Source organism: Rhodococcus sp. PvR099 (genome assembly GCF_017833315.1).
GTDB classification, from domain to species: Bacteria; Actinomycetota; Actinomycetes; order Mycobacteriales; family Mycobacteriaceae; genus Rhodococcus_G; species Rhodococcus_G oryzae.
Genome location: NZ_JAFIBV010000001.1, coordinates 4,465,146 through 4,476,950 on the forward strand (window position 1 = coordinate 4,465,146; position 11,805 = coordinate 4,476,950).

The following is an 11,805-nucleotide window of genomic DNA, read 5'->3' on the forward strand; positions in this document are numbered from 1 at the left end:
AAACCCTCTCCCCCGAGACCATCAGAAACCCTGGGGGAGTGTTACACATTGACGTCAGTTGTCACGCTGTAACTGTGAAATTGGGTTACACCTGGTCAGCCCGGTGGAGACCACACCGCCGTGACCCTCTGCCGCACGGTCCGAACCGGGTCGGGGGAGGAGAGTGCCGTGACCCCCGCTCGGAGCAGCAGAACGTCCTCGTTTCGGCGTGCCGCGAGCAACGCGGACTCCCACAGCACGACGCACTCCGTGGCGATGGCACCGATCGCGTCGGATCTCTCGCCGCCGCCGAAGAGTCTGAATTCGGACTCGCATCCGCCGAGGCGCGCCAGCTCTGTGATGATCGGGTGCCACTTCAGTCTCGCGCCTGCCGCGTAGGTGTGCTTCGCGCCGAAGGTCCGCACAAAGAGGTGTGCCGCAACGAGAACCGGCTCGGCCGAATCCAGGTCAGCGAATCCGCCGAAGACCGGTGGTGGGTGCTTCATGGTTCGATCGTCGCATCCGGATGAAAGGACAGAGCAGTGAGCGTGCGCACCACGGGCCACTTCGGCGGCGTCGACTTCGAGGGCTTTTGGGACGACAGCGACTATTCGCGGGAGAACTACGCCGAGCCCTCGCCGACCGATGAGCTGATCGCGTCGATCGAGGAGGAGCTGGGCGGGTACCGGCTCCCGGACTCCTTCGTGGAACTGATGCGGATGCACAACGGCGGCATGGTCGAGCGGCCGTGTCACCCGATGGACGAATCGACGAGCTGGGCCGAGGACTACATCCAGATCAGCGGCCTGTACGCGATCGGCCGTACCGCCACCTGGTCGCTGTGCGGGGAGCTCGGCTCGACGTTCATGCGGGATGAGTGGGGGTACCCGGACATCGGCGTCGGTATCGCCGACACCCCGAGCGCAGGGCACGAGCAGATCATGCTCGACTACCGCGCGTGCGGCCCCCGCGGCGAGCCTCGGGTCGTGCACGTCGACCAGGAGGGCGACTACCGCATCACCGTGGTCGCGCCCGACTTCGCATCCTTCGTCCGGGGCCTGGTGAGCGAGGACGAGTTCGACGACAGCGAGGAGGCGCTGCAGGCCGATCTCGCGGTGGTGCGGCGCGGCACGCTCTCGCCGATCGTCCGCCGCGCCCTGGAGGCGGCGGGCCTGCCGGACGGCGAGGCACTGGTCCGCGGCCTCGCGGAGCGGATCGTGACGGAGAAGGGGTTCTACGCGCTCCACGCGGACGGCGACTCGTGGCTGATGTACGACGTCATGTTCTGGCTGTACTCACACCTGGCCACCGCGTCATCGTTCGACGACTTCGTGAACCGGGCCGAGGGGCAGGACGACTATGAGCGGCCCTGCTACACCCTGATGGTCACCACGTCGTTCGTGGCCGACCCGTACGGTTTCTGCACGGGCGGCTACGCGGAAGGGTTCCTGCGGGATTGGTGGGACGCGAAGGTCGAACGCGGGAACCTCGTCGCCGTCGACGGCGGGTACCGGTTCGATCCGGAGTATGCGACACAGCTGCTGAGGGTTTTGCGCGCGGCCGGCGGGATTCGCTGAGCGACCGACGTGACAGAAGGTCATGGCGATCCGATCCACGCCCGGGCGTCGCGTGCCGGGCGTGGATCGGATCGTGTGCGACTAGGCGGACGCCATCGTCGTCGCCCAGCGATAGTCCGCCTTGCCGGCCGGTGTTCGCTTGACCTCGTCCACCAGCACGATCGAACGCGGGATCTTGTAGCCGGCCAAGGTCTTGCGGCAGTGCTCCTGAACCTCGTCGAGGGTCAGTTCGGGCGATCCGGGATAGGTCGCGATGACCGCGGCGACCTGTTGGCCCATCCGTTCGTCGGGCGAGGGCACGACGAGAGCGTCGGAGATCGACGGGTGCGCGTGCAGGGCGGCCTCGACCTCCTCGGCGAAGACCTTCTCGCCGCCGGTGTTGATGCACTGCGAGCCGCGGCCGAGGAAGACGATGGTGCCGTCCGCTTCCACCCGGCCCATGTCGCCGAGCACCGACAGGCGGGTGCCATCGGCGCGAGTCGGGAACGTCCGGGCTGTCTTCTCCTCGTCCTTGTAATAGCCGAGGGGGACGTTGCCGATGCGGGCGATGTAACCGATCTCGTCGGAGCCCGCGGGAAGCTCGTTCAGCCGCTCGTCGACAAGGATCATGTTCGGCGAGGGCGGCATTCGCAGATTGCCTGCCTCGTCGATGGTGAAGGCGCCGTCGTTCCCGGACTCCGAGGCGCCGAAGTTGTCCCGCAACAGCAGGTCCGGCTTGACCGCCAGCATGCGGTCCCGGACGCTGGTGGACCAGATCGCGCCGCCGGAGGTGATCGAGAACAGGGAGCTGAGGTCGACCTCGCCCTTGCGTCGTTCCATCTCGTCGACCAACGGCAGCCCCATGCCGTCGCCGACGATGAGGATCACCTGGACCGAGTCCTTCTCGATCGATTCGACGACCTTCTGCGGGTCGAAGTCCCGCCTGAGGACCACGCGAGCACCGAGGGTGAAGAAGGTGAACAGTGAGTACAGCGCGGCGCCGTGCATCAGGGGTGCGGCGATGAGGAAGGAGAATTCGGGGAATTCCTTTGCAGCGCTGGCAATCTCGGCAAGGTCTTGCCGGGTGCCCTCGCCGTATGGATTCCCGCCGGAGAGCGGCTTGCGGAAGAAGTCGTCGTGCCGCCACATGACACCCTTCGGGTATCCGGTGGTCCCTCCCGTGTAGAGCAGGTACAGGTCGTCGCCCGTGCGGGAGTCGAAATCCGCCGTGGGCGACAGCTCGCGGGCCTCGGCGAAGGAGACCACGGACACTGCACGCGCATCCGCGGCGGCGAGCAGCTCGTCGGCGACCTCGCCCACCACGAACACCGTCCGGAGCATCGGGCACGCCTCGAGGAGGGCGGCGAGGGTGCGCTGATGCTCGGGGAGTTCGATGACCACCGCGACCGAGTCGGAGTTGGTGAAGATGTACTCGAGCTCGGCGGGCGTGTACCGGTAGTTGACGTTGATCGGCACCGCGCGGATCTTGATCAGTCCCAGGATGGATGTGACGTGCTCGATGCCGTTCTTCAGGAACAACGCGACATGGTCGCCCCGGGAGATGCCGGCCTGTGCGAGCAGGTGGGCGGCCCTGTTGGCCTCCGCGTCGAGCTGGGCGTAGGAGAGGTTCTCGCCCTCGTAGGTCAATGCAATGCGATCGGGTACTGCGCTGGCGACCGTCTCGAAAACGTCCGCGAGGTTGAACTGCATCTTCATTCCTTTCAGAACCGGTCCGCGATGTCGAGGGCGATGACCCGAACCTAGAACACGTTCCAGGCCATCTGCGGGGAAACTGATCGATTGGTGCATTTCCTGCGGTCAGTCGGAGGTCGTTGACGGGGCTTCCGGTATCCGCATCATGCGGAACGAGTTGAGCAGCCCGAGGAGGCCGGCGAGGATAGGAACGAGCAAGGCGATCTGAAGGGCGAGGGGTCGTGCCTCCGTGTTGATGCGGATGATCTCGTCCTGAATCTCCTGGGGCTGGTCGACGAGCAATCCCTCGAGATGGGTGTTGCTCATGACCTCCGCGTCGTCCTCGAGCACCTGCGCCACGTGCTGCTGGTCTGCCGGCGGGAGCACGGTGCTCGATTGCGCCATCGAGGTGAACGCGATGGACAGCGTTGCCAGCAGGGTGGCGCCGGCGAACGCCAGACCGAACGACAGCCCGAACGACCCTGCCGCTGAGTTGGTGCCTGCGGCCTCGCTGACCCGCTCGTCTGAGATCGGGGCGAGCGTGTAGTCGTTGAGCTGCGACACCAACAATCCCAAGCCCGACCCCGCGATGATCAGAGGGACCACCAGTGCCCAGCCGAACTCAGCCCGGGGCACGATCGGGATCAGCGCAACGATCCCGATCGTGAGGAGGAAGAATCCCCACCGGATGATGCCGCTGGGGCGCCGATCGCCCGCCCTCTTCCCCGCGAGCACCGCCACCGCGAACATGCTGAGGGAGAGGGGTGCGAGGGACAAACCCGCCTGCATCGCGTTGTACTCGAGCACCATCTGCAGGTAGATCGGCAGCGCAATCATCGTGCCGCCCAGCGCAATCTGCTGGAGCATTTGCTGGGAGACCCCCAGCCTGAAGATCTTGGATGTGAACAGATCCGGGTCCAGCAGGGTTGGTTCGCCCCGCCGCTTGCGCCGCACCAGCCAGTACGCCAGTCCGGCCAGTGCTGTCGCACCGATCACCAGGAGCGCGGCCACTGCTTCGCCGCCCTCCTGCCACACCAGGATTCCCAGCACGATGCCGCCCATGCCCAGCACGGAGAGCGCCGCCCCGACCGTGTCGATGCCCCGAGGCCCCGTGTACGGGACATCGCGGACGAGCGTGATGCCGGACAGCACGATGGCGATGATGACGACCTCGAGTACGAACGCGATGCGCCAGGACAGGTAGGTGGTGATGAACCCTCCGAGCAGCGGCCCGACCGCCGCGGCGATCGCGGCCGCCGCCCCGACGAGGGCGTAGACCTTCTTCTGGGCGCCTCCTTCGAAGTTGCCGTGGATGAGTGACTGCATGGCGGGCAGGAGGAGTGACGCGCCGATCCCACCCAGCACGGCCCAGAAGATGACGACCGCAGTCAGGCTCTGCGCGAGGGCCATCGCCGACGCACCAACGGCGTAGCCGAGGAGGCCGAGCACGTAGGCACGTTTGCGTCCGATCAGGTCGCCGACCTTGCTGCCGATCAGGATGAATGCCGCCGACACCAGCGCCTCGAGGGCGATGGCCGCCTGGACACCGCTCACGGTCGTGTCGAGGTCTCGAACCACGGACGAGATCGACACGTTCATCAGGGACGTGTCGACGACAAGAACGAACATCGCCATTGCCAGCAGGACGGCGAGCAGGCGTTGAGTGCCCGCCAGTTGCTCGGCGCCGCTGTCAGTTGATCCTTCTGTCATCGGACACCCACCATCTCGGCAGTCACCGTGGGCGAGCACTAAGAAGAACGAGCCACGGACCAGCAGTATTGCATGTCTGACACGATGCGCGAGGCCGAGTCCGCCGCGCCGTATCCGCACCGATCGCATGGCCAACGCGTCTGTTTTGTTACGGCGCGACGATGCAACCGGGTCCGATCGGCGTACCCGGGTTGACGGTGACCGTCTCGATCGGTCCGCCCGCCGATGTCTGATAGGCCATCAGGGTGTGTTCTCCGGGCGCGGTCGGTGTCCAGAGCGAGAAGGCGTGACCCAAAACGACGGGCGGGACGTAGTAGGGATCGACGGTGTCCCAGATCAGCTCGTGCGGGAAGAAGGTCGACGCGCGGTTGAGGTCGACGATCCCCACGCCGGGCTCTGCGAGAGTGCCCGTCCTGGCCACGACCAGGTAGGTGCAACCGGCCCCGTACGGCGTTGTCGGGCCCCCGCTGAGCCCGGGGACGACGGTGACGTCGACTACCTCCGCTGCGGCCGAGGGCGCGGACATGGTGACCACCGCGGCGCAGACGGCCACGGCGAGCGGGGTGGCGCGGGCAATCCTCGAAGAATTCATACCAGTGGGTCGGTTTTGTCGCCGGCGCCGTTACAGAGTTGAACCGGTCAGGGCCTGGCGCCTGCCCGAGCCGGCAGCCCTTCGGCAAAGGCGCGGGCCGACTCCAGGTCCGCGGCGTTCGGTCGTCCCTTCCGGATGCCGCCGACCAGCTTGAACGGAAGATAGGTATCGAACGCGCGACACGAGAAGGTGTCGATCACCTCGAAGCCCTTCTGTCCGAGACGGCGTACGAGGGGGCGGGAGAAGGCATGGGGCCGTGCATCGGGAAATCCGCTGGTGGCGAAGACAAATGCCTTGTGTCGTTGCCCCTCCGGGAGTGACTCGACGAACTCGAGCAGCCGCGCGTGGAAGGACCCCAGGTAGATCCCTGACCCGAATCCCACGAGGTCGTAGGCGGCCAGTTCCGCAATATCGACCTGGTCAGGGGCGACAACGCGGGCATCGAGCACCTGGCCTATGACGTCCGCAACCCGCTTCGTGTTTCCGTGAGATACGGAGGTGCACACGATGATCGACTTCATGAAGACGCTCCCCTCGATTTCGGGATGGCGCCGACACGCTTGCCTTCCCCACCCCGTCCCCTTTGAGGTGCGTCGTCAGACTAGCGGCAGTTGCGCTCGGAAGGATGCGTTGTCTGCATCGTCACAGAGGTCATGAGCGCGCAGGGTCGTAGACCATCGCGATCTCGCCCAGTTCGCCGGTCTTCTGATGTGTGAGCGTCCAATTCGAACTGGGCAGGCCGTCGTCGAACAGTCGCTGCCCGCTCCCGGCGATCTCGGGGCAGATCATCAGATACAGCCGGTCGAGTAGGTCCGCCGAGAGGAGTGGCTTGATGATGCTGGCGCTGCTGTCGACGAGGATGTCGCCCTCGCCGGTGGCCTTGAGTTCGGCGTTGAGCCGGATGCTCTCCGCCTTCCCGGCTTCGGATCAGGGCTGTCGAGGTTTCTGATTCTCGGCGATCCAGGCCGCGATCTGCGTCCGCGAGGTGAACCCGAGCTTGGAAAGGACGTGCTCGACATGACCCTGCGCGGTGCGGGGCGAGATCACCAGCGTCGCGGCGATCTCCTTGTTGGTCAGTCCTTCTGCCACGAGGTCGGCCACCTCGGTTTCGCGGCGGGTCAACAGCGGTGCGACCGGTGCCGCACGGGGCTTGTCGGTTTGGCGGTCCCCGAGTGCGTAGGCGACAGCGTCGTCCACACTCATCTCGGTGCCGGTGCGAAAGGCCTCGCCGTAGGCACGGGTCCCCAGCGCGTCGCGGGTGAGTCGCTCGCATTGGTCGTGATGGCCGATCAGGTAAGTGAGGGTCACCGAGTCGCTTCCCACGGCCTTCGCCAGCGTCTGCGCGGCACCCATCAGGACGGCGGCGCGCGTCGCCTTGCCCTCGCGCATCTCGTTCCAGGCCAACGACTCCAGGCACCAGCCCGTCATGGCCGGGTCGTTGATTTTCCGGCTCAGCCGCAACGCCTGTGCCGTCAGGGTGGCTGCCCTGTCGTAGTCGCCCGCCTGTAGCGCTGTCTGTCCGAGAGCCCACGAGGAGTGTGCGCGGAAGAAGGATTCCTCTCGCGGGGTGGTGATCGCAAGGATCTGCTCGTGGCAGGCGACGGCCGTTTCCTCGTCTCCCAGCAGTCCGCTCGCGCCCGCCAGGCCGAGGAGGCCACCCAGCTGCCGGGTGATCTCGTACCCGGCTCGCCTTGGAGGGGGCCCGATCTCGGATCGCACTCCTGCGCTGGCGAGCGCGGCCTGGAACGGTTCCACCGCGGCGGCGAGGTCGCCGGTGAACAACGCCATATAGCCGCTCGCGTAGTTCGCGGTCTCGAGCGACTCGGGGTCACCCAATTGCTCTGCGAGCGTTCGGCATTGCGCAGCCCTCGCCGCGGCTTCGTCGGGTTTTGCCTGCATTCCCGCCAACACGGTGTCGTCGTACAGCGAGTTCAGGCGTTCCTCGGTCTGCGCGTTGACGGCGGTTGTCAGAGAGCGGTCCATCCAACGCCTGGCCTCCGCCAACTGGCTGCGGCACAACCAGAACGCAACGAACATGGCATTGGTGAGACGCGCGTTCACATCCGGATCGGTGGTGACGACCGGCTCGGTCAGACTGAACGCCAGCGCCTCCCGGAGGTTCGGCTGTTCGCGATCGAGCCGGGCGATCCAATCGGTCTGGCGGGGGCCGATCCACTCGGACTCCGCCCTCAGCACCAGTTGTTCGTACCACGAGAGGTGCCGCCGCTGAGCCCGATGCAGGTCGCCGGATTCGCGCAGCTTCTCCTTGCCATAGTCGCGGATCGTTTCCACCATGCCCAGGCGCACGACGTCCCCGACCTGCTCACGAACCAGGACGGACTTGTCCACGAGCGAGGCCACCGCGTCCAGAAACTCGCCGGCGACCAGCTCCTCGGGACAGATCCCCTCGGCCGCATCCAGCTCGAAACCGCCCACGAACACCGACAGCCACGCCCACAGCTTCTGCTCCCGAGCCCCGCACAGCTCGTAGCTCCAGTCCACACACGACCGCAACGTCTGGAGCCGGGTCGGCGCCGCCCGCGAGCCGACGGTCAGGAGGCGATACCTGTCGGTCAGGCGGTCCATGATCTGTCCGGCCGACATCGCCCGGATCCGCACTGCCGCCAACTCGATCGCCAACGGCAGCCCGTCCAGCCTGTCGCAGATGCCCGCCACCGCAGCACAATTGGTCTCGGTGAGCGCGAAGTCCGGCTGCCGGGCGCTGGCCCGTGTGACGAACAGCGCCACCGCCTCGTACTGGGCCATCGCCTCGAGCGGTGGGGTCTGCGCCGCGTCAGGAACCGTCAACGGCGGCACCCGCACCACCCGCTCTCCGTCCACCCCGAGGACCTCGCGGCTCGTCGTCAGGATCCGCAGCCCCGGACATGCTCGCAGCAGGCTTTCCACCAGCTCCGCGACGGCGCTGAGCAGATGCTCGCAGTTGTCCAGGACCAACATCGTCTGCCTGGTGGCGAGGTGATCGATCAGCAGGTCGGACATCGACCGACCCGGCTGATCCGGTAGTCCGAGTGTGGCAGCGACGGTCTCCGCCAACAAGGCCGAGTCGCGCAGTTCGCCGAGCTCGACCCACCAGACCCCGTCGGCGAAAGCCCGACGCGAATCCTCGGCGACCCGTAAGGCCAACCTGGTCTTGCCCACGCCGCCGATGCCGGTCAATGTCACCAACCGGGAGGCGGACTGCAGCCGCCTGACCTCGGCTATCTCGTGGCGCCTGCCGATGAAACTCGTCAATTCCGCCGGCAGGTTTCCTGGCTTGTCCATCACGGAGGTCGTCATCGAGCAGGCCTCCCATCTCGCAGGCTTCCGGTGTTCAACGCTACGCCTGCCGGGTTTCCGACCGGCTCATGGTGGCCATGTTTGTTGCCGATCGGAGAATGACCGGACCTTGGCACCGCCTCGAACCGGGAGGCGAGGCTGCCTGGTTGGGTATCGACCAGGTGGTGGGTGACGTTACGTGCCTCAGGCCCGTAGAGGGGCTATTGGGTGAATTGTCTAAAGCTCAGCGCGGGGCCAGGTTTCGTAGGGCGAGGGCGAGAACGCGGTGCATGTCCTCGGTTTGATAGCCCGTCCCGGGCTCGCACGTGTGGTCGGCGACGAGGTGGTTGGACATGGCCAGTCCGTGCAGCAGGACCCAGAGCAGGGGGCCGACCTCCCGGACGTCGCCGGCGATGAGGGTGTTGCTCTGCTGAGCCTCGACCACGAGTTCGTTGAAGTAGTCGGTGAAGTCCTGGGCGGCGTCTACCAGCGCCCGGCTCGGATTGATCGCGTAGTCGCCTCCGAACTCGAGTCGGTAGTGGTTCGGGTATTCCCAGGCGACTTGGACGTAGGCGAGGCAGGCGCGAAACAGCGGGGTGGAGTCCGTCGCGGTGTCCGCGACTGCGCGCTGCATCTCTGCCTTCAGGGCGGTCAGGTTCTCGGCGGCCACAGTGCTGAGCAGGTCGTCCTTGTCCTGGAAGTGACGGTACGGCGCCGTCCGCGACACGTCGGCCGCCGCGCCGACTGCCCGCAGCGTGACGTGAGCCGGTCCGCCCCGCGCCAAGAGGTCGCTGGCCGCGGCGATCAGGGTGCGGCGCGTGTCCCGGGTTCTGTCCTGCATCTCCTGAGGGTAGAAGCTTGTTGACGCCGTCAACAAACCGCTGTTAGGTTGACGCCGTCAACCTGGTTCGTCCTAGATGGGGGCTCAATGACATCGACATCGCAGGCGAATCCGCTCGAATTACTCTGTTCGGATGTTGCTGCCTGGAATTCCCAACGGGCGGTTTGTGACTCGGGGAGCATCAGCCTCGTCGACGCCGATCTGGCGGGTGCGAATCTCGCCGGTGCAAACCTGGCCGCCGCCGACCTCACCGGCGCCGACCTGTCGGGAGCCGACCTCACCGATGCCAGTCTCGCAGGTGCGAATCTGACCTCCGCCGAGTTCGTCGGGGCCGTCCTGACGAGGGCCGATCTCGCCGGTGCAGTCGCCCATGACGCGAACTTCACCGGCGCCTTTCTCACGCGGGCCGACCTGCGGGAGGTCGACCTGACGATGGCCTTTCTGACGTCAACCTTCCTCGGGCACGCGGATCTGACCGGAGCGGATCTCTCCGGCGCGTACATGACCAGCGCATTCCTCGGTGACGTCAACCTGACCGGCGCCACCCTGATCGGTACCTATCTGGGCAAGGCCAACCTGACGGGCGCGAACCTCGCCGGTGCCGTCCTGGACGGCGCCGATCTCACCGGCGTCACCATGCCGGACGGCACGGAGGCCGGCTGACCGATGCATCCGACGGTGAAGACCGCATTGGCGTTCGTCAACAGAGTGACCGCCGCCCTGTACCGGAGATCGGACGGTCGTCTCGGTGGGAAGTCGGTAGGACTGCCCGTTCTCCTCTTGACGGTGCCCGGTCGCAAGACCGGAATTCCGCGAACCGCCCCGGTCATCTACCTCGAGCACGGCGATTCGTACGTTGTGGTGGGTTCCGCATTTGGATCGAAAACCGACCCTGATTGGATGAGGAACCTAGCGGCGGCCGACTCCGTTCGGATTCGGATCGCCGATCAGGAGTGGGATGTATCGGCACGCATCGCCACGGGTGACGAGCGAGACAGCCTCTGGCGAAACGTGATTGCGCCCGACCTGCCCTCGCTCGCGAAACATGAGGCGCGTTCCGGGCGTACGTTCCCGGTGGGCGTCCTGGCGCGACCATGAATCAGCTTGCAGGACTGCCGATGCCAACGGAACCCTCCCCGCCGGGCTGACCGGGCTCCGCGCCGCCTGCGGGCTCGCGCACGTAGGCGTACATCTGCGACGGGGCGGTCGAGGTGCCGCCGAAGTAGAAGCCGGCGTACCACTTCCCGGTGCTGGTGGGGTTGGAAGGGCAGGACCGGGGGAGCGTGGCCGTCTCGTGGATGTCCCGGCCGAGGATGGTGCCATCGACGGCGAAACGGTATACCGGCCCGTCGATCTGGATCGAATACCTCAGGGGCACAGTGGCAGCGAGATCGTCGTGGGAGAGGGTGACGAGCGCGCTTTCCGGGTATTGATGCACTCCATTCGCATTGGCGTACGGCACGAGTTCGAGTACGCGCGGCGATGTGTCGGTACGCCACCGCCAGCCGAACATGGCGCCGTTACGAGCAAGGTCGAAGTCGCCGCAGTCAGAGAAGCCGGGCAGCTTGTTCCAGTCGAACTGGTCCTCTGGCTGGGTGGGAGAGGTGAGAACGTACTCGGCGGTCGGGGTCAGCACGAAGTCGTAGGTGCGCGACGCCCCACCGGGGCTGACCCAGCCCTCCAACGGGCCGGTTGCGCCGGTCGGGCGACCCACCGACGCACTGTGCGCGCCCTGCTCGATGGTGTAGCTCGACCAACCGGGGGGCGTGCCAGGGGCCAGGCAGCCGCTCAGCACGGTGGCCGCCGTCAACGCTGTGGCGGCGATGCCGGCCTTTCGGGTGATCCTGCGGCTCACGGTTCTCCCTCCGGTTTCGACCCGCACACCCTCCCACACGCTTCGTTCGCCCGCCCCGTTTTCGAAGCGGCCGATTGTCGGTGACCACGGATTCCTCGGCATGCGCCCGCGGTCAGGCAGGAGAGTTTCGACCGCCGTTCATCACGGTCTGCCACCAGTCGTTGAGGGGGCTTGGTTCCGGCCAGTGGATCTGCTCCTCGGCGGGCGGAACGTGGGGGTCGCGGCGGCTCGTATTCGACTCGCCGACCCGGGTCTGCGGGTGATCGTCCTCGCGCGGCACAGCGCTGCACCTCCCTGGCACCGG

The 11,805-nt window shown here is 66.4% G+C and carries 12 protein-coding genes; 3 read left to right on the plus strand and 9 right to left on the minus strand.

Annotated features, from left to right (window positions below):
- Nucleotides 1–95 precede the first annotated feature (95 nt).
- Entirely contained in the window at nucleotides 96–485 is a 390-nt protein-coding gene (locus tag JOE46_RS20590) for a hypothetical protein (RefSeq protein ID WP_209928275.1), read from the minus strand.
- Between the two features lie 36 nt (nucleotides 486–521).
- On the opposite strand from JOE46_RS20590, the gene JOE46_RS20595 reads away from it, so the two are divergent.
- Nucleotides 522–1,556 carry an SMI1/KNR4 family protein gene (locus tag JOE46_RS20595; RefSeq protein WP_209928276.1) on the plus strand — a complete coding sequence of 345 codons (1,035 nt, stop codon included), beginning with the start codon at nucleotides 522–524 and terminating at the stop codon, nucleotides 1,554–1,556.
- A gap of 81 nt (nucleotides 1,557–1,637) precedes the next feature.
- Here the strand turns inward: JOE46_RS20595 and JOE46_RS20600 are convergent, their stop codons facing one another.
- The 7 genes from JOE46_RS20600 to JOE46_RS20630 form a co-directional block, all read right to left on the minus strand.
- Nucleotides 1,638–3,245 carry an AMP-binding protein gene (locus JOE46_RS20600; protein WP_209928278.1) on the minus strand — a complete coding sequence of 536 codons (1,608 nt, stop codon included), beginning with the start codon at nucleotides 3,243–3,245 and terminating at the stop codon, nucleotides 1,638–1,640.
- A 108-nt stretch (nucleotides 3,246–3,353) separates the two neighbouring features.
- Nucleotides 3,354–4,937 carry an MFS transporter gene (locus JOE46_RS20605; protein ID WP_209928280.1) on the minus strand — a complete coding sequence of 528 codons (1,584 nt, stop codon included), beginning with the start codon at nucleotides 4,935–4,937 and terminating at the stop codon, nucleotides 3,354–3,356.
- A gap of 148 nt (nucleotides 4,938–5,085) precedes the next feature.
- Nucleotides 5,086–5,529, minus strand: a complete 444-nt coding sequence (locus tag JOE46_RS20610) for a hypothetical protein (RefSeq protein ID WP_097211705.1) — start codon at nucleotides 5,527–5,529, stop codon at nucleotides 5,086–5,088.
- Between the two features lie 47 nt (nucleotides 5,530–5,576).
- Entirely contained in the window at nucleotides 5,577–6,050 is a 474-nt protein-coding gene (locus JOE46_RS20615; RefSeq protein WP_209928282.1) for a flavodoxin family protein, read from the minus strand.
- A 130-nt stretch (nucleotides 6,051–6,180) separates the two neighbouring features.
- Nucleotides 6,181–6,432, minus strand: a complete 252-nt coding sequence (locus JOE46_RS20620; protein WP_209929218.1) for a dihydrofolate reductase family protein — start codon at nucleotides 6,430–6,432, stop codon at nucleotides 6,181–6,183.
- 24 nt (nucleotides 6,433–6,456) lie between these two features.
- Nucleotides 6,457–8,826, minus strand: coding sequence for a LuxR C-terminal-related transcriptional regulator (locus JOE46_RS20625; RefSeq protein ID WP_097211703.1), 2,370 nt, complete (start codon nucleotides 8,824–8,826; stop codon nucleotides 6,457–6,459).
- 223 nt (nucleotides 8,827–9,049) lie between these two features.
- Complete coding sequence (locus JOE46_RS20630) at nucleotides 9,050–9,646, minus strand: TetR/AcrR family transcriptional regulator (protein ID WP_209928284.1); 597 nt, start codon at nucleotides 9,644–9,646, stop codon at nucleotides 9,050–9,052.
- Between the two features lie 48 nt (nucleotides 9,647–9,694).
- Here JOE46_RS20630 and JOE46_RS20635 point away from each other — a divergent pair, with 48 nt between their 5' ends.
- Nucleotides 9,695–10,309 carry a pentapeptide repeat-containing protein gene (locus JOE46_RS20635; protein ID WP_245221128.1) on the plus strand — a complete coding sequence of 205 codons (615 nt, stop codon included), beginning with the start codon at nucleotides 9,695–9,697 and terminating at the stop codon, nucleotides 10,307–10,309.
- 3 nt (nucleotides 10,310–10,312) lie between these two features.
- Entirely contained in the window at nucleotides 10,313–10,744 is a 432-nt protein-coding gene (locus JOE46_RS20640; protein WP_097211700.1) for a nitroreductase/quinone reductase family protein, read from the plus strand.
- Nucleotide 10,745: 1 nt separating this feature from the next.
- Here the strand turns inward: JOE46_RS20640 and JOE46_RS20645 are convergent, their stop codons facing one another.
- Nucleotides 10,746–11,501, minus strand: coding sequence for a hypothetical protein (locus tag JOE46_RS20645; RefSeq protein ID WP_209928286.1), 756 nt, complete (start codon nucleotides 11,499–11,501; stop codon nucleotides 10,746–10,748).
- Between the last annotated feature and the right edge of the window lie 304 nt (nucleotides 11,502–11,805).

Coding starts and splice junctions, on each gene's coding strand:
- JOE46_RS20615 (WP_209928282.1), bottom strand. CDS start 6,050: ATGAAGTCGATCATCGTGTGCACCTCCGTATCTCACGGAAACACGAAG.
- JOE46_RS20590 (WP_209928275.1), bottom strand. CDS start 485: ATGAAGCACCCACCACCGGTCTTCGGCGGATTCGCTGACCTGGATTCG.
- JOE46_RS20605 (WP_209928280.1), bottom strand. CDS start 4,937: ATGACAGAAGGATCAACTGACAGCGGCGCCGAGCAACTGGCGGGCACT.
- JOE46_RS20640 (WP_097211700.1), top strand. CDS start 10,313: ATGCATCCGACGGTGAAGACCGCATTGGCGTTCGTCAACAGAGTGACC.
- JOE46_RS20625 (WP_097211703.1), bottom strand. CDS start 8,826: ATGACGACCTCCGTGATGGACAAGCCAGGAAACCTGCCGGCGGAATTG.
- JOE46_RS20630 (WP_209928284.1), bottom strand. CDS start 9,646: ATGCAGGACAGAACCCGGGACACGCGCCGCACCCTGATCGCCGCGGCC.
- JOE46_RS20600 (WP_209928278.1), bottom strand. CDS start 3,245: ATGCAGTTCAACCTCGCGGACGTTTTCGAGACGGTCGCCAGCGCAGTA.
- JOE46_RS20610 (WP_097211705.1), bottom strand. CDS start 5,529: ATGAATTCTTCGAGGATTGCCCGCGCCACCCCGCTCGCCGTGGCCGTC.